21 protein-coding genes are annotated in these 21,200 nt (G+C 46.5%); 20 read left to right on the top strand and 1 reads right to left on the bottom strand.

All coding sequences use genetic code 11. From position 1 onward, the window contains the following. Positions 1–50: 50 nt before the first annotated feature. From NST94_RS00215 to NST94_RS00240, 6 genes are all read left to right on the top strand, one after another. Complete coding sequence (locus NST94_RS00215; protein WP_036678812.1) at positions 51–227, top strand: small, acid-soluble spore protein, alpha/beta type; 177 nt, start codon at positions 51–53, stop codon at positions 225–227. Positions 228–367: 140 nt separating this feature from the next. Beyond that, positions 368–1,222: a 4-(cytidine 5'-diphospho)-2-C-methyl-D-erythritol kinase gene (gene ispE, locus NST94_RS00220; protein ID WP_076194958.1), complete on the top strand. Its 855-nt coding sequence runs from the start codon at positions 368–370 to the stop codon at positions 1,220–1,222. 75 nt (positions 1,223–1,297) lie between these two features. After that, positions 1,298–2,125, top strand: coding sequence for a pur operon repressor (gene purR / locus NST94_RS00225; RefSeq protein ID WP_036678807.1), 828 nt, complete (start codon positions 1,298–1,300; stop codon positions 2,123–2,125). Positions 2,126–2,334: 209 nt separating this feature from the next. Next, a complete protein-coding gene (gene spoVG, locus NST94_RS00230; protein ID WP_020425826.1) occupies positions 2,335–2,622 on the top strand; it encodes a septation regulator SpoVG in 288 nt (95 codons plus the stop codon). 272 nt (positions 2,623–2,894) lie between these two features. After that, positions 2,895–4,295, top strand: a complete 1,401-nt coding sequence (glmU, locus tag NST94_RS00235) for a bifunctional UDP-N-acetylglucosamine diphosphorylase/glucosamine-1-phosphate N-acetyltransferase GlmU (RefSeq protein WP_076138495.1) — start codon at positions 2,895–2,897, stop codon at positions 4,293–4,295. A gap of 87 nt (positions 4,296–4,382) precedes the next feature. Continuing rightward, positions 4,383–5,336 (top strand): ribose-phosphate diphosphokinase, encoded by a 954-nt coding sequence (locus NST94_RS00240; protein ID WP_036678796.1) that lies wholly within the window; start codon positions 4,383–4,385, stop codon positions 5,334–5,336. An 88-nt stretch (positions 5,337–5,424) separates the two neighbouring features. Here the strand turns inward: NST94_RS00240 and NST94_RS00245 are convergent, their stop codons facing one another. Then, complete coding sequence (locus NST94_RS00245) at positions 5,425–5,625, bottom strand: hypothetical protein (protein ID WP_036678792.1); 201 nt, start codon at positions 5,623–5,625, stop codon at positions 5,425–5,427. A gap of 125 nt (positions 5,626–5,750) precedes the next feature. Here NST94_RS00245 and pth point away from each other — a divergent pair, with 125 nt between their 5' ends. The 14 genes from pth (at position 5,751) to spoIIE (ending at position 21,156) form a co-directional block, all read left to right on the top strand. Next, positions 5,751–6,311: an aminoacyl-tRNA hydrolase gene (gene pth, locus NST94_RS00250; RefSeq protein ID WP_076130069.1), complete on the top strand. Its 561-nt coding sequence runs from the start codon at positions 5,751–5,753 to the stop codon at positions 6,309–6,311. Between the two features lie 84 nt (positions 6,312–6,395). After that, positions 6,396–6,626: an anti-sigma-F factor Fin family protein gene (locus NST94_RS00255; RefSeq protein WP_036678789.1), complete on the top strand. Its 231-nt coding sequence runs from the start codon at positions 6,396–6,398 to the stop codon at positions 6,624–6,626. A gap of 131 nt (positions 6,627–6,757) precedes the next feature. Further along, positions 6,758–10,282, top strand: a complete 3,525-nt coding sequence (mfd, locus tag NST94_RS00260) for a transcription-repair coupling factor (protein WP_076138493.1) — start codon at positions 6,758–6,760, stop codon at positions 10,280–10,282. Beyond that, positions 10,269–11,321: a peptidylprolyl isomerase gene (locus NST94_RS00265; protein WP_076307260.1), complete on the top strand. Its 1,053-nt coding sequence runs from the start codon at positions 10,269–10,271 to the stop codon at positions 11,319–11,321. Before mfd ends, NST94_RS00265 begins: the two co-directional genes overlap by 14 nt. Positions 11,322–11,576: 255 nt before the next feature. After that, positions 11,577–12,119 (top strand): stage V sporulation protein T, encoded by a 543-nt coding sequence (gene spoVT, locus NST94_RS00270; RefSeq protein WP_036678783.1) that lies wholly within the window; start codon positions 11,577–11,579, stop codon positions 12,117–12,119. A 148-nt stretch (positions 12,120–12,267) separates the two neighbouring features. After that, the gene (locus tag NST94_RS00275) at positions 12,268–13,950 is read left to right on the top strand and encodes a polysaccharide biosynthesis protein (RefSeq protein ID WP_076280241.1); all 1,683 of its coding nucleotides are present in this window, start codon (positions 12,268–12,270) and stop codon (positions 13,948–13,950) included. 27 nt (positions 13,951–13,977) lie between these two features. Further along, a complete protein-coding gene (gene mazG, locus NST94_RS00280; protein ID WP_280753819.1) occupies positions 13,978–15,477 on the top strand; it encodes a nucleoside triphosphate pyrophosphohydrolase in 1,500 nt (499 codons plus the stop codon). A gap of 289 nt (positions 15,478–15,766) precedes the next feature. Then, positions 15,767–16,039, top strand: coding sequence for an HU family DNA-binding protein (locus tag NST94_RS00285; protein WP_036678778.1), 273 nt, complete (start codon positions 15,767–15,769; stop codon positions 16,037–16,039). Continuing rightward, the gene (locus NST94_RS00290; protein WP_076130073.1) at positions 16,039–16,317 is read left to right on the top strand and encodes an RNA-binding S4 domain-containing protein; all 279 of its coding nucleotides are present in this window, start codon (positions 16,039–16,041) and stop codon (positions 16,315–16,317) included. Before NST94_RS00285 ends, NST94_RS00290 begins: the two co-directional genes overlap by 1 nt. 158 nt (positions 16,318–16,475) lie before the next feature. Continuing rightward, positions 16,476–16,760: a sporulation protein YabP gene (yabP, locus tag NST94_RS00295; RefSeq protein ID WP_036678773.1), complete on the top strand. Its 285-nt coding sequence runs from the start codon at positions 16,476–16,478 to the stop codon at positions 16,758–16,760. Next, positions 16,757–17,320 carry a spore cortex biosynthesis protein YabQ gene (gene yabQ / locus NST94_RS00300; RefSeq protein ID WP_076186815.1) on the top strand — a complete coding sequence of 188 codons (564 nt, stop codon included), beginning with the start codon at positions 16,757–16,759 and terminating at the stop codon, positions 17,318–17,320. The genes yabP and yabQ overlap by 4 nt, the downstream gene beginning before the upstream one ends. Before the next feature lie 24 nt (positions 17,321–17,344). Then, positions 17,345–17,680, top strand: coding sequence for a septum formation initiator family protein (locus NST94_RS00305; protein ID WP_076130075.1), 336 nt, complete (start codon positions 17,345–17,347; stop codon positions 17,678–17,680). A 124-nt stretch (positions 17,681–17,804) separates the two neighbouring features. Next, positions 17,805–18,305, top strand: coding sequence for a S1 domain-containing RNA-binding protein (locus NST94_RS00310; protein ID WP_036678766.1), 501 nt, complete (start codon positions 17,805–17,807; stop codon positions 18,303–18,305). A gap of 343 nt (positions 18,306–18,648) precedes the next feature. Continuing rightward, positions 18,649–21,156 (top strand): stage II sporulation protein E, encoded by a 2,508-nt coding sequence (gene spoIIE / locus NST94_RS00315; RefSeq protein WP_280753820.1) that lies wholly within the window; start codon positions 18,649–18,651, stop codon positions 21,154–21,156. The last annotated feature ends 44 nt before the right edge of the window (positions 21,157–21,200 follow it).

The following is a 21,200-nucleotide window of genomic DNA, read 5'->3' on the forward strand; positions in this document are numbered from 1 at the left end:
TAATTGGGCAACGGGTTAATCATTTATTTTCATAAGGGAGGAATTCCGTAATGAGCCGCAGAAAACGAGGCATGATGTCGGAGGAATTGAAGACAGAGTTAGCCAAGGAGCTGGGTTTTTATGAAACCGTGGAACGTGAGGGCTGGGGTGGAATTACAACTCAAGACGCTGGCAACATGGTGAAAAAAGCGATACAGCTTGCTGAACAGGCTGCGCGGAAATCTTAAATTTTAGGCTATAAAGTGAATATTACTGAAAAAGGGTGCGTCTAAATGGCGACACCCTTTTATTATTGGACTTCATTAGAAGTTTCTCATATAATATGTTAAGTTGTTTTTACGGGAAAAGCTGAAGGTGGGTGAACGCCTTGAAAATGTATGAAAAGGCACCAGCTAAAATTAATTTGATGCTGGATGTGCTGCACAAACGTGCTGACGGTTTTCATGAGGTGGAAATGATTATGACCATGGTAGATTTAGCAGACCGCTTAGAGCTGTCTGAGCTGCCAAGGGATACTATTATAATATCAAGTCAGGCTGGTTATATTCCCCTGGACGAGAAAAATTTAGCTTTCCAGGCGGCAAGGCTTATTAAAGACCGTTATAACGTGAAGAATGGGGTACATATCCATCTGGATAAAAGAATTCCGGTTGCGGCTGGCCTGGCTGGCGGCAGCAGTGATGCCGCAGCTACGCTACGCGGTCTAAACCGTCTGTGGCGTCTGGGTATTCCTGCGCAGGAGCTACAGGAGCTTGGCGCTGAGCTGGGTTCTGATGTACCTTTCTGCGTCACAGGCGGCACAGCCTTGGCTACAGGACGAGGCGAAAAGCTGACACCAATCAATAACCCGCCACAATGCTGGGTTGTGTTGGCGAAACCACCGATCAATGTATCGACTGCAGAAGTGTATGGACGCGTTCGGAGCAATAATATAGCGGTTCATCCTTCTGCTCGAAAGATGCAGCAAGCGATAGAAGCTGGAGACTTTGGGGGCGTGTGCAACCATCTGGGCAACGTGCTTGAAGATGTTACCCTAAAGCTGCATCCAGAGGTTCAGCAGCTTAAGGAAGCGATGATAAAGCTTGGAGCAGATGGCGTACTGATGTCAGGCAGCGGACCTACCGTATTCGGGTTAGTGTCCAAGCAGTCTAAAGTAGCAAGGATTTACAACGGACTGCGAGGGTTCTGCAAGGAAGTCTACGCAGTGAGATCACTGAATTAGTCTGCTTCTCTTGTGTAAACCCGTACAAAAGTGATATATTTTTCTAAAATATTCGGTTTTGGCGAGGAGCATTCCGTGAAGAAATTAAAAAGAAGCCAACGTTTGGTAGACATGACTCAGTTTTTACTTGAGCGGCCGCATGAACTACTGCCGCTGTCTATATTTGCCGATCGCTATGGAGCGGCTAAGTCCTCCATTAGTGAAGATTTGGCAATCATAAAAGAAGTATTTGAAGGTGAAGGCATCGGAGAGCTGCAGACTTTAGCTGGTGCAGCGGGTGGAGTACGTTATATCCCGGTTATGCCTAAAGATATGGCGCTTACCTTTGTGCAGCGCTTATGTGTGCAGCTAGAGCAGACTGACCGGATATTGCCTGGCGGTTATTTGTATATGTCGGATCTACTTGGGTTGCCGTCTTTGATGGAACAGGCGGGTAAGATCATCGCAACGGCCTTTTACGGATCGGAAATCGATGTGGTGATGACCGTTGAAACGAAAGGCATTCCACTAGCCTATGCAACAGCAGCACAGCTAGGCTTGCCGGTAGTGCTTGTGCGACGTGACCATCAGGTTACAGAGGGATCAGCAGTAAGTATTAACTACGTATCAGGATCTCATAAAAGCATACACACAATGTCTCTCTCCAGACGTGCACTCAAGGAGAAATCGCGAGTACTTATCGTAGATGACTTCATGAAGGCGGGAGGGACTGTACGTGGTATGGTCGATCTGCTCGGTGAATTTAATGCCGAGGTTGCTGGGGTAGGCGTTTTAGTGGAATCAGGCGCTGTAGAGACGGAAGAGCGTCTGTTGCACGATTACGTGTCCTTGGTAAAACTAAGTGAAGTAGACTCGAAAGAGCGGAGAATTTCGGCGCATCCGGGCAACTACTTTTCCTCTTGATTAGCCATTCTCTTACATTTTCAAAAAGCGTGGAAATTGTCGAAAACGTAAGGAATATTAAGAAAACTACTCGATGTATGTCGAAAACAACATATCCCAAAAAATATATTTCTTTTTTAGGTATTTTATGGAATCAAAAAGAAGGAATTCGCTTTGCTGTGTGGAATTATACACCAAGTCTCTGATGGAAAAAGGTGGTGAACACACACATGCAAATTACGGATGTCAGACTCCGCCGCGTTAACTCTGAGGGGAGAATGAAAGCAATCGCATCCATTACCATCGATAACGAGTTTGTTGTTCATGACATTCGCGTCATCGATGGCAATAATGGGATGTTTGTTGCAATGCCCAGCAAGCGTACACCGGACGGCGAATTCCGCGATATCGCGCACCCGATCTCTTCGGGAACACGCGAGAAGATTCAATCCGCGGTTCTGGCCGAGTACGATCGCGCCGCTACGGAAGAAGAAGAAGTTATTGAAGAGGGAGCTTAGGCTTCCTCGGAAGACGGCTACCTTTTGGGTGGCGTAGGATCCGCCGTTTTTGATAAGATCACACCGACATACACTTCATGAATTAGCAGCCTGATCTTGCAAGAAAAGCTATTGCTGGTGAAGGATTTGACGACATCTTCGAAAGGCAGCGATAAATGCTTTTCTAACTTGGGGTTTATAGAAAAGAGAACCATGACTTCATGGTTCTCTTTTCTTTTTGCCCGGAATGAGATATATTCAGTAGTGAGTTCAAGAGTAGGAGGTTGGCATTCTTGAAAAGAATGGCTGTAGTACTTGCCGCAGGTCAAGGCAAGCGAATGAAATCTAAATTATATAAGGTGCTGCACCCCGTTTGCGGTAAGCCGATGGTAGGGCACGTGCTTGATACAGTAAAAGCGACCGGATGCCAGCGCACCGTTGTTGTTGTTGGGCATGGCGCAGAGAAAGTTAAGGCCTATGTAGGTGAAGGAGCGGAATACGTTCTGCAGGAAACTCAGCTCGGCACTGGCCATGCTGTCAAACAAGCAAAGGATTTACTTGCTGGCGAAGAAGGAACAACTATAGTTATTTGTGGAGACACACCACTCGTAACCACGGAGACCCTGGAAGGACTCATGGCGCTTCATGAACAGCGTAATGCGGCTGCAACCGTATTGACAGCTGTTATGGAAAAGCCTACAGGCTACGGAAGAATTATTCGTGGTGAAGATGGCGGCGTTCTGAAGATTGTAGAGCAGAAGGATTGCACTACTGAAGAAGATGCCGTTCAAGAAATCAATACAGGCACTTATTGTTTTGATAATGCTAAATTATTTGCTGCACTCGAGAAGGTAACGAACAGTAATAACCAGCAGGAGTATTATTTGACTGATGTGATTGGGATTCTTCGTTCACAAGGGGATACCGTACTAGGATATCAGACCCATGACGCAGCTGAGTCTATCGGCGTTAATGATCGTTTAGCTTTGTCCGAAGCGGAAGCCTTTATGCGTCAACGTATTAATCGTAAACACATGCTGGGCGGTGTGACCATCATTGATCCAGCCTCCACTTATATCGGAGCAGATGTAGTTATCGGATCAGATACTACGCTTTATCCAGGAACCATCCTGAAAGGGAAGACTGTAATCGGGGACAATTGTGTGATCGGACCGGCTAGTGAAATCGAAGACTGTCAGATTATGGATGATGCAACGATTAAGCAGTCCGTATTGAATCAAGCTCAAGTCGGCGCACGGACAACCGTTGGGCCTTTTGCCTATTTGCGTCCAGGCTCTGTGCTTGGAGAAGAAGTTAAGGTTGGAGATTTCGTCGAGATCAAGAATGCTACTATTGGTGACGGTTCAAAAGTGTCACATCTTAGTTATGTCGGCGACGCATCTGTAGGTAAGAATGTAAACGTCGGGTGCGGTGCGATTACCGTTAACTACGACGGGTATAATAAATTCAAGACAACAATCGCAGACGATGCCTTTATTGGCAGTAATGTTAACCTTATTGCTCCAGTTACTGTGGGCAAAGGGGCTTTTGTTGTAGCAGGTTCGACAATTACACGTTCCGTTTCCGAGAACGATCTGGCTGTAGCTAGAGTAAGACAAGAGAACAAACCGGGATATGCAGAGAAGATCCGTTCCCGTGCAAAAGCGAAGAAAGACCACTCGAGTCCATCGTAAAGCGTTGCTAAGAAGCGCCGGACGGACTTATATTTCCGCGCCGGCGCCTTTGGAAAGCTAAATTCCGTCACGGAGGGTTTATATTTTATGACTTATTGTGATTCCAAGTTAAAGATTTTCACCTGTAACTCCAATCCTAAGCTAGCTAGTCAAATTGCTGATTACATCGGGATTCCGATGGGTGAATCACACACCACAAGTTTCAGCGATGGAGAAATTCAGGTCAAGCTGTCAGAAAGCGTTCGGGGATGCCATGTTTATATTGTTCAATCCACTTGTGGCCCTGTAAATGATAACCTGATGGAGCTTTTGGTTATGGTAGATGCGCTTAAACGTGCCTCCGCAAAAAGCATCAACGTGGTTATCCCTTACTACGGATATGCCCGTCAAGATCGTAAAGCCCGTTCCCGTGACCCCATTACCGCTAAGCTGGTAGCGAATCTAATTGAAAAGGCTGGCGCTCACCGTGTAATCACGATGGATCTTCATGCCATGCAGATTCAAGGATTCTTCGATATTCCAGTGGATCACTTGCTTGGTGTACCGATTCTGGCTCAGTATTTCCGTTCCAAGCAAATCGAGAACCCAGTTGTCGTATCGCCGGACCATGGCGGTGTAGTACGTGCAAGAAAGCTTGCTGATTTCCTGAACGCTCCACTGGCTATTATAGACAAGCGTCGTCCAGAACCTAACGTCAGCGAAGTTATGAACATCATCGGTAATATCGAAGGCAAAACAGCCATCCTGATCGATGATATCATCGATACCGCTGGAACGATCGTACTTGGTGCTAATGCTTTGATGGAAGGCGGCGTGAAGGAAGTATACGCATGCTGTACACACCCAGTATTGTCTGGTCCTGCACACGAGCGTCTGGAGAATTCTCCAATCAAAGAAATTATCGTGACGGATACCATTCCAATTCGCAGCGCGAATCCAACCTCTAAGCTCAAGGTGTTGTCCGTGGCTCCACTTATGGGTGAGGCAATTATCCGCGTTCATGAAGAGTTGTCGATTAGTAAATTGTTCGAGATTGAATAAATATAACGAATGAATAGTACAAAAGGGTTACACCTCCGTTCTCGGAGATGTAACCCTTATCGGCGTGCTACAGGTAGAACTACTGGATTTAATATCCGGGACGGGAGACAAAGGTGAATAAACTGCGGTTATATAGTGTCCCTTGTAGCTCCACGAAAGCTTCGTCTACCGCTGTTAATACACCGATATCAATATGCACGTCGCCCTTGTATATTTCCACGGGCACAGCATATTGGATGTGGTACTGAAAATGGCGTTGATGTGTCAATAATTCGCCTTTGTGCGGCATGGGTTATCACCTGTCTTCGGAGTATAATTTCGCTCTGGTTGCACAGAGATATGTAGATTAGATCTATTGTACCAAAAACGGACTCCTCTTGCCGGAGAGCCCGAACGGAAAGGAAAGGTTCGATAATGAAATGGATTGTCGGATTGGGAAATCCCGGAACACAGTACGCGAAAACAAGGCATAATGTTGGCTTTATGGCTTTGGATGAGCTTGCTGCCCAGAACGGAATTGCCTTCAACCAGAGCAAATGTAAATCCGTCATCGGTGAAGGGGTCATTGGTGGCGTCAAAACCGTATTGATTAAGCCCATGACCTTTATGAACTTATCCGGTGAGGCCGTTCGCGCTTATATGGATTATTACAAAGTTCAACTTGAAGATATGATCGTCGTTTATGATGATTTGGATACAGAAATCGGAAAAGTCCGCTTGCGTTATCAAGGAAGCGCTGGTGGACATAATGGAATTAAATCCATCATACAGCATGTAGGAACACAGAATTTCAATCGGGTACGAATGGGTATTTCTCGTCCTGAGCCAGGTTTTGCTATTGTCGATTATGTTCTTTCTACTTTTCCTAAGAAGGAAAGCGATCCGCTTAAGCAAATGATCCTTAATACTTGTGATGCACTGGAATACAGCTTACAGCATTCATTCGAGCAGACAATGGCTAAGTTCAATGGTTAATCTGTAAACCCTGTTGTTTTTAAGGCTAAAGATGAAGCTGCCCGGACATACTGAAGGTATATAGTACCTTCAGGAGGCATATAGATGGCAATAAACTATGTTTGTAGGCACTGTAAGACATCTCTAGGCAGTATTAATAGAAGTGATGTTACAGAAATGCAGTTGGGCCTTCATTCCTTGACCCCTGCGGAGCGCAGAGATATAATAGCGTATAATTCAGAAGGTGAAATCACGGTAAAGGTTACTTGCGACTATTGCAAGGAGGCTTTAGAGAACAATCCGGAGCTTAGCCTGCTGACAAGTCCGCTTCAGTAAGGTGGAAGCGCCTGTCTCTATCGTCATCCGCAAGCCTTGGCGTTACAGCTGAGGCTTCTTTTCGATTCCAATCATAATAGGTGACGGTGGCTATGCCACCGTTAGCCTGTTTAGTAAGAGAGGTGCGCCTGTTGTTACAAGGTCTTATAGAAGCTTTTTCCAAGGATCCCGATTTCCAGTCTATCACCCATGGTGTTGCTGCAGGTATGAAAGAGCAGCTCATTTCGGGGCTTACAGGTTCTGCTAGACAGATTATGCTTGCAGCATTACATGAAGAGACAACTCGTCCCTTACTTGTAGTGACTCATAATATGTTTTCGGCCCAGAAGATGGCCGATGATTTGCAGGAAGCGCTTTCCCCTGACCGGGTTCTGCTCTATCCCGCCAATGAACTAGTGGCTGCAGAAGCGGCTGTATCAAGCCCAGAGACACTGGCTCAGCGTATAGATGTGCTGACCAAATGCGCTCAGGGCTTCCGTGGTATTGTTGTAGTTCCTTACTCAGGAGTGCGTAGATTGCTGCCAGCCCCAGAGGTTATGGCAGAGGCACAAGTCACCGTTTCCCAAGATGGAACGCTTGCTCTGGATGAATTTTTGATGTCCATGATTGAAATGGGCTATGAAAGAGTAGAGCGGGTTGAAAATCGTGGTGAACTGAGCGTACGGGGTGGAATAATTGATTTTTATCCAATGACATCTCCTTTGGCTTATCGGGTTGAGTTATTTGACGATGAGGTTGATTCCATAAGAACTTTTGATCCAGTGGATCAGCGTTCTATTGATAAGGTACGTAGTGTGAAGATTACACCGGCTAAAGAGATTATAGCTAGTAGATTGCGCCAGGAATCTGCTTCTGCTGAAGCCTCAGCTATGATGGAGCGACAGTTGGAGAAGATGGCGGATCGCCAGGCGAAGCTCAGGCTGCGGGAAGAAATTGGCCGTGAGCTGGAAATGCTGCGGGAAGGTACTTATTTCCCGGAGATCTATAAATATATCAGTCTTTTATATCCTGAACGCTCTCATTTATTTGATTACATGGCCCAGGATACCATTCTTATTCTAGATGAGCCGACAAGACTGCTCGAAACGGCGAGACAGCTTGAACGGGATGAATCGGAATGGAATCTGCATTTGCTGCAAAACGGCAAATCATTGCCGGATCTAGATCTCTCTGTCGATACGGATGTTGTTATGTATCAGCGCCCGTTCCAAAGCCTGTTTATGTCAATCTTTTTACGTCAGGTTCCGCATATTCAGCCTCAGAACATTCTTGGGTTTATCAGTCGTGGAATGCAGGATTTCCATGGCCAGATGAATGTGCTGAAATCGGAAATGGAGCGTTGGCAGAAGTCCGGTGTTAAGGTAATGATGCTTGCGAGCAGTGAGGAACGGATTGAACGAGTGCGCAGAGTTCTTTATGATTACGGCATTAACGAGCCGATGATTATACAAGGAAATCTGGGTTCTGGTTTTGAGCTGCCCTCTATTCATCTAGCTGTTATAACTGAGGGAGAAATGTTCTCTCAGAAGCAGCGGAAGGCACGGAAGATCTCCAAAGGAATAGATAATGCAGAACGGATCAAGAGTTACACAGAGCTGAAAATCGGTGATTATGTCGTCCATCAGAACCATGGTATCGGAAAATATATGGGAATCGGCACGCTTGAGGTCAGCGGTATTCACCGTGATTACATGCATATTTTGTATGCTGGCGGCGATAAGCTCTCAGTTCCGATTGAGCAGATTGACCTGATTCAGAAATATGTCGGTTCCGAAGATAAAGAGCCGAAAGTATATAAGCTAGGCGGCAATGAATGGACACGAGTGACCAATAAGGTTCGTTCCTCCGTTCAGAATATTGCTGATGATTTAATAAAGCTATATGCTGAGCGCCAAAGTGCCGCAGGATATGGTTTTGAAAAGGATACACAGGAACAGCATGAATTTGAAGAAATGTTCCCTTACGAGGAGACCCGAGATCAGCTTCGGGCTATCGAAGAGATTAAGAAGGATATGGAACAAAACCGGCCAATGGACCGATTGCTTTGCGGTGATGTTGGGTATGGTAAGACTGAAGTGGCTATTCGGGCGGCTTTTAAATCAGCGATTGAAGGTAAACAGGTGGCGGTGCTAGTCCCGACAACGATTTTGGCTCAGCAGCATTATGAGACCTTCCGGGAACGTTTCGCTAATTACCCGCTTAATATTCAGGTCTTAAGTCGTTTCCGCAGCCGTAAAGAGCAGAACGAGACGATTAAAGGCGTTAGGGCAGGAACTGTCGATGTAGTTATCGGTACACATCGTCTGTTATCTCAGGACCTTGTATTCAAGGATCTGGGGTTATTAATTGTGGATGAAGAACAGCGTTTCGGCGTGACTCATAAAGAAAAGCTGAAAAAACTGAAAACGAATGTAGACGTTCTTACGCTGACTGCAACTCCAATTCCTCGTACGCTACATATGTCGATGCTCGGAGTGCGGGATTTGTCTGTCATTGAGACCCCGCCAGAGAACAGATTCCCTGTGCAAACGTATGTAGTGGAGCATAGCCAGACCCTTACGCGGGAAGCTGTAGAGCGGGAATTAGCTCGTGGTGGTCAAGTCTATTATCTCTATAATCGTGTGCAGGGCATTCAAGAAATGGCTGCTCAAATCTCTATGCTTGTTCCTGAGGCTAGAGTTGGCATCGGACATGGTCAAATGTCGGAATCTGAGCTGGAGAAGACCATTCTCGATTTCCTTGACGGAGAATACGATGTGCTCGTCAGCACAAGTATTATTGAGACGGGCGTAGATATTCCGAACGTTAATACACTTATTGTGCATGATGCGGATAAAATGGGCTTGTCTCAGCTCTATCAGCTGCGTGGACGTGTAGGCCGGTCCAATCGGATCGCTTACGCTTATTTCACGTATCAACGGGACAAGGTTCTGACAGAGGTTGCAGAGAAACGTCTGCAGTCTATTAAGGAATTTACGGAGCTGGGCTCTGGTTTCAAAATAGCGATGCGAGATCTGTCTATTCGCGGTGCAGGTAACTTGCTGGGTGCAGAGCAGCATGGCTTTATCGCATCCGTGGGGTTTGATCTGTACTCACAAATGCTGGCGGAGGAAATTCGTAAGCGTAAGGTTACTGTGCTTGGGGAGGAAGATACATCCCTGAAAGAAGGCAATACAGTCATTGATTTGTCGATTGACGCGTATCTGCCGTCAGAGTATATTTACGACAGTATCCAAAAAATTGAAATTTATAAAAAAGTGGCGGCAGTAACCTCCTTTGATGATGCTTCCGAGCTTGAAGATGAGCTCTTGGATCGGTTCGGTGAGTTACCTGAAGCCGTGGTAAATCTACTATCGGTCGCTCGTTTGAAAGTGTATGGAAAAATGTATGGCATTGATTCCATGATTAGACGCGGAGATGATGTTACCTTGAATTTCTATGAGGGAAGTCTCGGCGCTTTAGACACAGCGAAACTCGCCAAAGTTGGAAATAGCTTCGAAAGACGTGTACAATTTGATAGGGATGCGAAAGCCAGTATCCGGGTCAAATCGAAAGATTTAAGTGATAAACAGCTGCTTGACTTGCTTGAACAGTTTCTTAAGGAAGCTAAACAGTCTTTTAAATCGAAGGGAGAACTACACAATGTCGTTAAATAAAACAAAATCATGGAAAGTGCTGCTCGTTTCATTGGCAGCGGCAGTTTCCTTTTCTATGCTAGCAGCATGTGGAAATAGTGCGGATGATAATCAAGCTGTGGCCACTTATAAAGGTGGAACGATTACACAAAAGGAATTTGCAATGGATCAGAAAATCATGAAATTTCTCTCTCCACAACAAGCGCAATATTTAGAGATCGATGCGTTTAAGGAGTCCATTCTGAAGCAAGAAGTGGGCTTTGAATATTTGGCTTCCCAAGCAACGGATGAAGCGAAAAAGCAAGCGGAGAAAGAAGCCGATACTCAAATCGCAAGCATTAAGGAACAGTTGGGCGATACCTATAAGAAGACATTGAAAGATGCTGACGTTACAGAGAAAGATATTCGTACTTATATGGAGCGTGTGCTGACAGTTTATCAGGATATGCTGCTTAAAGTGACTGATGATGAAGTTGTCAAAGAATTCGAAGCGACTAAAGGCGACTTTACGGTTGCCACACTGCGTCATGTGCTAATTGGTCTGACAGATGCAGACAACAAAGAGCGTACCAGCGAAGAAGCGCTTAAAATAGCGAAAGAAGTTAAGGCGAAGCTGGATGGCGGTGCTGATTTCGCAGCCATCGCTAAGGAATATTCTGACGATACTGGCTCTAAAGAGGCAGGCGGAGAATATAAAGATAAAGCTGTAGGCACTTATGTGGAGGAGTTTAAGAAGGCTGCTCAGACCTTGCCTCTAAATACCATCAGTGATCCTGTAGAAACTTCTTACGGTTACCACATCATCAAGGTGGAGTCCCGTACAGACAAGACTTTTGACCAGTTAACGGATGAGCAAAAAGAAGGCATTAAGAGCTCAATTGTATCCAAGAACCTAGAAACGTTCATGGAAAAGGATCTGGAAGGCATTATTGAGAACATCAATCTGCCAAAAAGCTCTGCTGCCGCCGATGAAACCGGAACAAATAGTGGAACAGAAGCCACTACAGCTCCAAGCGCATCCCCAAGTGCTTCTCCAAGTGCTACAGATGCCGCTGAATAAACATCGGTAAATGTGGACAAGCTTACCTTAGAAAAGCCATCTTCACTTAAAGTGAAGATGGCTTTTTATTTCGCAGAAACGGTTGTAGAACTACCTTTATCTTGATGCAGATATTAATACATGTCAGCTTATGTATAAGGATCTGGGAAGAGATGAATACTATGGTCAGATATTACGATAAATCACTGGGATTATCCTTTCCCATAATGGACAGTAGTAAGACCATACTTCTTAAGAAAGCGGGGCACATGTGAAATGAAAGCTACTGGAATTGTTCGCCGTATTGATGACCTCGGACGCGTGGTTATTCCCAAAGAAATTAGACGTACTCTTCGTATTAGAGAAGGAGACCCACTGGAAATATTCGTCGATCGGGACGGTGAAGTCATTCTCAAGAAATATTCTCCGATTGGTGAGTTGGGTGACTTTGCAAAAGAGTACGCGGAGTCATTGTTCGAAGGTACTGGACACATTACGATGATTGCTGATCGTGACACCTTCATTGCCCTTGCAGGCGGCTCCAAAAAAGATTATTTGGAGAAACAGGTAGGAGTGCTGCTGGAGAAAGTCATGGACAGCCGTAAGACTGTGTTAGAAACCAATGAAGGCAGTTATGAAATTGCTAAAGATCATCCGGATTTGGTGTCCTCATATGTAGCCTCACCGATCATTTCCGGTGGAGATCCTATTGGTTGTGTAGTGATGGTGAGCAAGGATGATTCGGCGAAGATGGCGCAAATGGAAATAAAAATGGCCGAAACGGCTGCCGCTTTCCTGGGCAAACAAATGGAGCAGTAATCTTAATTTAGACCCCGCTTTCCTTTTGGTAAGATATACAAAGGGCAAACGGGGTTTTGTCGTTTACACAAAACCGTTTCTACTTGTGGGCATACATACGTTATAATATAGAAATTCATCCCATCAAAGTTGTAGAAGCAGGTATTATATGAAATCTAATACACAAACATCACGATTGCTGCAAGGCGCATTTATCCTTAGTGCCGCGGCCATTATCTCAAAGCTTATTGGCACACTTCAAAAAATTCCGCTGCAAAATCTAGGCGGAGATGCTGTATTTGGTATATACAACACAGTGTATCCCTTGTATACAATGCTGTTAACGGTAGCTATGCTAGGTCTGCCTGCGGCGATCTCCAAATTTGTCGCCGAAGCTTCGGCTGGGAGACGCGATGAAGAAGGCCGCCGGATTCTACTATTATCCGCGCTAATTACAGGCATCAGCGGCTTGATTATCGGCGCCATCACCTATGCAGGTGCACCCATCATTGCCGAATGGGTAGGTAACTCACATGTAATGCCTGCCTTGCGGACAAGCGCCTGGGGTCTGGCTGTTGTCCCTGTCATGTCGGCCATACGCGGGTACTTTCAGGGGCTGCATAATATGGTTCCTACTGCCGTGTCACAGATTGTAGAGCAGTCTGTACGGGTTACAGTGATGATTATTCTTCTGTTATATCTCACTTCGCAGGGAGCAGGAGCCGAGAGTATCGCTGCTGGCGCGCTGCTTGGTTCTGCCGGAGGGGGAGCCGCAGGGCTTGTAATTATGCTGCTGTACTTGAGACGTCACCGCCGGAGGGTAAAACAGGAAGCTGCTGCTGAAGTAGCTGGTGCTGTCGAAAGTCAGCGTGTAAGAGCGCTGGATGCAGGACATGGGCTAGGTTCCAAGCAAGGGTTTATGGGCATTAAAGCAGGTACACTGCTGGCTTATGGAATTCCCGTAATGCTAGGTGCACTGGCTATGCCTCTTATCGGTCTTGTAGATGTATTCACTGTGCCTCGACTGCTGTCGTATGACGGAAGTGAAGTAGCTGCGATGGCCCAGTTTGGTGTGTACAATCGGGGTTTGCCACTTGTGCAGATTATAACGATGATTGCCACCTCACTGTCTGTTGTGTTCATTCCAGCTTTGGCGGAAGCGAAGTACAAGGGAGATATGAAGCTGATTGAGACCCGCTGCAGCTTGTCGCTGCGTTGGTTCTGGCTGTTAGGTCTAGCGGCCTCAGCGGGCCTTGCAGTGCTTGCTGAGCCGATTAATATGGCTCTTTACGGCGATACCGCTGGCAGCAGCACAATGACTTGGCTGGCTTTTACCGCTGTTGGCGGTACAGTGAGCATCATCTCTGCTGCGCTCCTGCAGGGCCTCGGCTACGTGCGCGCCCCGGCCCTGCACCTTTTGGCCGCCGCGCTGCTCAAGGCGGCCCTGAACCTGCTGCTGGTTCCGCAGCAGGGCATTACCGGCGCGGCCATCGCTGGCGTGGCCGCGCATTCGTTCGCAGCAGCGCTTAACGTGCTGCTGCTGTACCGCCAGGGCCATCTGCGGCTTCGCCTCGCAGATGCCCTGGCACGGCCCGCGCTGCTCACAGCGGGCCTGGCTCTTGCCGCCGCAGCTGCCAGCTGGGGCACTGGCGCCGCGGCTACGGCCGCTGGCATCGGCGGCGGACGCACCGCCAGCTTGGCGCAGAGCCTGCTCGGGGTACTCGCAGGCTGCGTTGTCTTTGCCGTAGGCGCGGTGGTGCTGCGGCTGCTCAGCGAAAGCGAGCTTCGCCAGCTTCCGGGCATCGGCCCGTCTCTGGCGGACAAGTTCAAGAAGCTGCGTTTATTTCCATAATTAACCCGCTTAAAAGGAGGAACAGATATGAGTGCAACATTAACAGTTGTTGGTCTCGGGTCAGGTAATCCTGATCGGCTGACACTAGGAATTATAAAAAAACTGAAGGCAGCATCCGTTGTCTACGTTCGTACCCAAGAGCATCCAGTTATGGCTGCTCTCACCGAGCTTGAAATCGCCACGCAATCCTTTGATGGACTGTATGAAACATTAGCTTCGTTTCCTGAGGTCTATGCCGCAATTACTTCAAAATTGATTGAAGAGGCTCGCTCCGCCGCAGACGGTACAGATATTGTCTATGCGGTTCCGGGGCACCCCATGGTTGCAGAGTCAGCTGTTTCACAGCTGCGTCAGCGTTGCCCGGAAGAAGGAATAGAACTGCAAATATTAGGCGGGGAGAGTTTTCTGGACGAGGCGTTTGTGCGACTGGGGTTCGACCCTATTGAAGGCTTCCAGTTATTAGATGCTTCAGGCATTCGCAGCGCTCAGCTTCAACCTGAATTGCATACTCTGATTGGCCAGGTTTATGACAGCTTTACAGCTTCGGAGACAAAGTTATGTCTGATGGAGCTGTATCCACCCGAATATGAAGTGGTGGTGGGTCATGCCCTTGGCGTGGAGAACGAAGAAAACATTGTGACTGTTCCTCTATACGAATTGGACCGGCTTGAGGGTTATGGCAATTTGTCTCTGGTCTATGTACCTGCGAATCGTGAGGAGAAGCTAAGAAATCGTACTTTCGCTCGCTTGCATGAGATTGTTGATATTTTGCGCAGTCCGGACGGTTGTCCGTGGGATCGGGAGCAGACTCATGAATCTTTGCGTAAAAATCTAATCGAAGAAACCTACGAAGTGCTTGAGACGATTGATGAGGATGACCCAGACCATATGAAAGAGGAGCTGGGCGATCTTTTGCTGCAGATCATGCTGCACTCCCAAATGGAAGAGGAGCTGGGCACGTTTAACGTATTTGACGTCATAGAAGGACTGAATGATAAGCTTATCTTCCGCCATCCCCATGTATTTGGTGACAAGAATGCGAATGATGCTGAAGAAGCTCTGATCAATTGGGAGGGCATGAAGGCAGAGGAGAAGCGGCGTAAAGGCGTGAAGCCAGAGGAATTATCCGCCCTCAGTGGGGTTCCGCGTGATTTGCCTGCACTTATGAAGGCGTACAAGCTTCAGAAAAAAGCATCCAAGGTGGGCTTTGATTGGGACAACGCTACGGATTGCTTAGCTAAGGTTCGTGAAGAAATAGAAGAGCTGCAAGAAGCCATCGATACGGATGCAGCCGCCGAGGATCAAATCCTGGAGCTGGGCGATCTATTATTTGCTGTTACCAATGTTGCCCGATTTATTGGCGCAGATCCGGAAGAAGCTTTAACCCGGACCAACCGCAAATTTGTGCGTCGGTTTCAGTATATCGAGCAGAGTCTGCGAGCCAAGGGTATGAGTGTAGAGGATAGCAGCTTGGAAGAGATGGAAGAGTTGTGGCAGGAGGCAAAGACTGAGGAACGAAAAGTATAGTGATTTTCTCAGACTATGTACGGTATACGGACCTTAAGATGAGGCAATGCTGTGAAAGTAGCATTCATCTCTGATTTAGATTATGGCGAGTAGTTTAATAGTGCTATAGAATAGATTCTGCGACGATTTCTGAGAAATAACTGTTTCTTTTTTTAAAAAACGACGATTCGTGGCAGGATTTTAAGATGACATCAAGAATATCATAAAGACGAAATGACGGCTTGCCCCATAATATGGCGGTGAATCTCGTTTCATTTATTTTTTCGTATCCTAGGAGGAACTTTAAATTATGAACAAGACAGATTTGGTAAACAACATTTCCGAGAAAAACGGATTGGCAAAAAAAGATGTAGAAGCAGTATTGAACGGATTCTTGGGTGAGATCACAGAAGCTTTGGCAAAAGGCGATAAAGTTCAACTGATCGGTTTCGGTACATTCGAAACTCGTAAACGTGCAGGACGTACTGGTCGCAACCCGCAAACGGGCACAACGATTGAAATTCCAGAATCAACTGTACCGGCATTCAAAGCTGGTAACAAGCTTAAAGAAGCCGTTAACTAATGCGTCTTGACAAATTCCTGAAAGTGTCCCGATTAATCAAGCGCCGTACAGTGGCCAAGGATGTGTCCGAACAAGGCCGGGTGCTGATTAACGGGCGGGAATCTAAACCAAGTAGTGCAGTTAAGATCGGCGACGAGATTACTGTGCAATTTGGACAAAAGCTTGTAACGGTCAAAGTCGAAAAGCTAGTCGAAACGACACGCAAGGACGAAGCCGCTGGTATGTATACCCTACTTCGGGAAGAGCCTGTGGCCAAAAGCACCGGCTTGGACTGGTAGGAGTAACATAGTTAATAGTAAATAAGAAGGCACAACTTTACATATTGTAGAGTTGTGCCTTCTTTTTTCTTTTTTATCTCTCTTATTTTAGTGGATTGGAATGTTCTATAACTTCTTCTACTGCCATAGATTAGAGGTAAGAAGGAGGGGTACATGCTATGATCGAGCCAGGAAAGGTAAATAAACAGCATGATCTGCACATGCGCAGTCGTAAACAGCTAGAGTTGACGGGCGTGCAAAATGTGGAGAGCTTTGATAGCGAGGAATTTTTGCTTCGTACAGAACTCGGCCATCTCACCATTCGCGGGAATCATTTACATATCAAAAATTTAAGTCTGGAGAATGGACTGTTGTCCTTGGAGGGCAATGTACATTCCCTGATTTATCTAGATCCCGGATCGCAGGGCAAAAATAAAGGTCTACTCGGTAAGCTATTTAAATGAATCCTGCAGTTCAGTGGCTGACGCTGTTCTACATGATATTGGCCGGGGTGACAATGGGACTGGCCTATGACAGCTACCGGGTGCTGTCGCTCAAGTTCAATTTTCCCAAATGGCTGAATGCCATGCTTGACCTGCTGTATTGGCTTTGTGCTGCTTTGTTTGTTTTTAGAATGCTCTATGCCGGAAATCAGGGGCAATTGCGATTTTATGTCTTTTTAGGTTTATTTCTAGGAATATGGATCTATTTTTTGATCTTCAGTGTTACGGTGCGGCGTTTTGTGTTAATGTTAATTCAATCGGTTCAGTATATGTGCAGATTGCTATGGAGACTTGTGGAGATTCTAATAGGTAAACCTCTTCGCTGGCTTTGGCGCCTTATTATAGGGTTGCTAGTGCTGCTAGGTCGTATTCTATTATTCATCCTTAAGCTTCTGCTGCGTCTAACGAAGCCAATTTGGGTATTACCAGTAAGGTGGATTTCTCCATGGTTATCTCGGCTTAAGCATAGCGCCTGGATCGTGAAGATTACTGGATGGATTACCAAATGGCGGAAACGCTGACCTTTGAATTAGGGGGTACGCTGCATGAACAGATTCACTGCGGAAGAGAAAAGTAATCCCAGCAAAAATTCGGCCGCAGGCGCGAAGAGAAGAAGAGTCATGTGGATTCTCTTTGTGGCAGTATTTTTTGGCTGGGCGGGTTATACTTACTTCAATCAAAGTGCGGCAATTACGGACAAGGGCGAGCAACTCGCCAAGAAACAAAAGACTAGTGAGAGCGTCACAGCATCTTTGAATCAACTGAAATATGAAGTGTCCAGACTTAATGATGATGAGTATATTGGCCAATTAGCGCGTAAATGGTACAATATCTATCCTCAAGGGGAAACTCCTATTCGAACAGAGCAATCAGAGCAATAATACCGGCTAAAAGAGGCTTTTACTCTGTTGCCTTGCTTTGCTCTTTACTGTATAATCAAATCACCGCAGACAGGATGACCTTAATATTCGTCTGTATATTTTTAAGGGAGGATCATTTTATTCTATGGCAATTGAAGTGGGCACCAAGTTAGAAGGCAAAGTGACAGGCATCACGCATTTCGGAGCATTTGTGGATCTGTCAGGAGGTGTCACAGGTCTCGTTCACATCTCGGAAATCGCCGATAATTACGTCAAGGATGTTAACGATCATCTGAAGATTAGTGATGTAGTAACCGTCAAGGTGATCAACGTCGATAAGGACGGCAAGATCGGACTTTCCATTAAGCAGGCTGTTGACAAGCCAGCATCGGAAGTACGTCCGCCTAGAGCTCCAAGACCAGAACGTCCTAGCGGCGGAGACCGTTTCGGCGGCGGTGGCGGCAGTGGTGGAGGCGGCGGTGGATTCAATCGTGAACGGGGTGGGCGTCCATTTAAGCCTGCAGCCGGTAAACCTTCATTCGAGGATAAAATGTCGCGATTCCTGAAAGACAGCGAAGAACGGATATCTTCGATTAAGAAGAACACAGAAGGAAAGCGCGGAGGCCGTGGAGCCAAACGCGTATAATCCAATACCTGTACATCATAAATAACCGCAAGGGCATTTCGCCCTTGCGGTTTTTTTGTCGTGTCATATAAACTTGCCGACAGCATCCATGTCATTCTCACATAACTCTAGGGCAATCGCTGGCGAATGACCGCCAGGCTTGCGCCTAAAACTGCACTGGAAACAAGCTTAAGGAGAAGCAACCTACTGCGCCGCAAGGGATCGATCTATTTTTTTAGGAATAATGAACAAAGGCTTTTTTGTCGGAAATTTCTTATGACTGTCCCTCCATTTCTGACAAACTTTCTCAAATGACCCGCTATATAATGAGAACCATAAATTCTTAAACGGGTGGTGTAGGGAAATGAGTAAAAGCAATGTGGTGAATTTGCCAGAGTGGACAAGAGTGGGAAGCGAAGATAAGAAGCAGAGACAAGCCTTAGGCACGCGTATTATAGCTTGGGGTCAGAAGCAGCGTTATATTCAGCTTATTACAGCGAAGAAGTGGATGCTTCTGTTAAGCTTTATGGGGTTTCTGCTAGGTAGAGCTATGATTCTGGACGAGCTGTCCCCTTTTGCTGTCGCATATTTTGCCGTCATTGTGTTTATGCGTCGAGACTCTATGTTACCTGTAGCAGGTGCTATTATAGCTGGCAGTCTCTTCACTCCGTTTCCGGGTGCCTTGGTTACTACGGCTGAACTGATTATCTTTTTTCTTGTTTATAGAGGGCTTGAAAGTTTCGAACGAATAGATTTGTCTTATGCACCCCTTATGGTATTCGTATCCTCGTTTATGGTTGGCCTGTTCAAGATTGTTCTCGGACCGTCTCTTTCCTGGTACCCCTTTATGATGACAACTCTGGATGCTTTACTTGGGTTTGTTCTTACCCTTGTGTTCATTCAGGCACTTCCTCTACTAACTTACAAACAAAAGAGCAGATCGCTGAGGAACGAGGAGGTTTTATGCCTTATTATTTTGTTAGCCTCCGTAATGACAGGCCTTGTGGGCTGGACCCTTAATGGTTTGTCATTAGAGCATATATTGTCTCGTTATTTAATTCTGCTCTTTGCCATGGCGGGGGGCGCTCCGCTCGGTGCAGCTGTTGGGGTGGTGACGGGGTTGATCCTCAGCCTGGCCGATATCAGTGCTATCTATCAGATGAGTCTGCTTGCTTTCTCCGGAATGCTAGCGGGAATGATGCAGGGTGGGCGAAAGGGTGCGGTATCTATTGGCATGCTGCTAGGATCAACGATCCTTTCCGTCTATTTTACGGGTCCGGGTGATATGATGGCCTCAACATGGGAGACCTGCGCAGCAATAGTGCTGTTTCTAATAACGCCTAAGGCGATGATATCGGCGATTGCAAAATATGTACCGGGCACGTCAGATCATAGCCGATCTCAACATGAATATGCCCGCAGGGTCAGGGATCTGACTGCAGAACGGGTCACTCAATTCTCACAGGTATTCCAACAGCTCTCCAGTAGCTTTGGACAGATTCCACGTGCCGGAGAAGTGGGCAAATCGGATCGTGAAATGGAAGATTTTATGAATACGGTCACAGAAGGAGCCTGCGCTGGCTGCATTCGCCGTACCCACTGCTGGGATGCAAAATTCTATCAGACATATAGATACATGACAGATATGATGACAACTGTTGAGGAATGCCCTGATATTACGGCTGCTCAGCTGCCACCGGAATGGAGCCGTATTTGTGGCAAAACCGGTGAAGTGCTTGAGGTCATGAAGGGACAATATGATCTCTACCAACATGATATGCGGTGGAAAAGACAAATATACGATAGTCGCCAATTTGTTGCCGAGCAGTTGTCAGGCGTGTCACAGGTTATGGAAGACTTGGCCAAGGAAATTAAGCGTGAGGGACAGGCCATGTATCGGCAGGAAGCGCAAATCCGCGAGGCTCTTGAGAAATTGGGACTGTCTATTCATGGCATTGAAATTTTAAGTCTGGACCCAGGACGCGTAGAAATAGAAGTAGTGCACGCTTATAATCGCGGTTTTGATGAATGCCGTAAAATGATTGCCCCACTCCTCTCCGACATTCTGGATGAGAATATTGCTGTCATGAGTGAGACGGCGGTTCATCCCCGGGAAGGACTCTCGATGGTTACCTTTGGTTCAGCCAAAGCCTTTGAGGTAAACACGGGTGTGGCAGTTGTTTCTAAAGGTGGAGATATGCTATCTGGCGATAGCTTCAGCACCGTAGAGCTTGGAAATGGAACCTTTGCAGTTTCCATCAGTGATGGAATGGGGAATGGTGAACGGGCAAGGATGGAGAGCAGTGCCGCACTCGGCATGTTAGAAAAGCTGCTGCAATCCGGAATGGATGAGAAGCTGGCTGTAAAGTCGGTCAACTCAATTCTTTTATTACGCTCCCCTGATGAATTCTATGCTACTGTCGACATGGCTTTAATCGATCAATATTCTGCGCAGACAACGTTTATGAAGATTGCTTCAGCACCAAGCTTCATCCGGAGGGGGAGTGAGGTCATTCCAATAACCTCTAGCAATCTGCCGATAGGAATCATTAAAGATATTGATGTGGATTTAATCAGTATGCAGCTTCGCCCCGGCGATATTTTAATTATGATGACCGATGGTATTTATGATGCGCCTGGATATGCCGTTAATAAGGAGATATGGATGAAACGGATGATCCAAGAGCTTGAGGGTGATGATCCTCAGGATTTAGCGGACAGCCTGTTGGAGAAAGTGATCCGTTATCAGGGCAATGAGATCCTTGATGACATGACTATTGTCGTCAGCCGTCTTGATCATTTTCATCCGGAATGGTCCAGCCTGCATATGCCGGGCATCGGTCGTATGGAGCGCCCGCGTACGGTAAGTTAGTTATTTTAGGTTTAGGTTTAGTAGGTTTTAATGTTGGGCACGCG

The sequence above is a fragment of the Paenibacillus sp. FSL H8-0282 genome (genome assembly GCF_037963825.1).
In the GTDB taxonomy this organism is placed as follows: Bacteria; Bacillota; Bacilli; order Paenibacillales; family Paenibacillaceae; genus Paenibacillus_AQ; species Paenibacillus_AQ odorifer.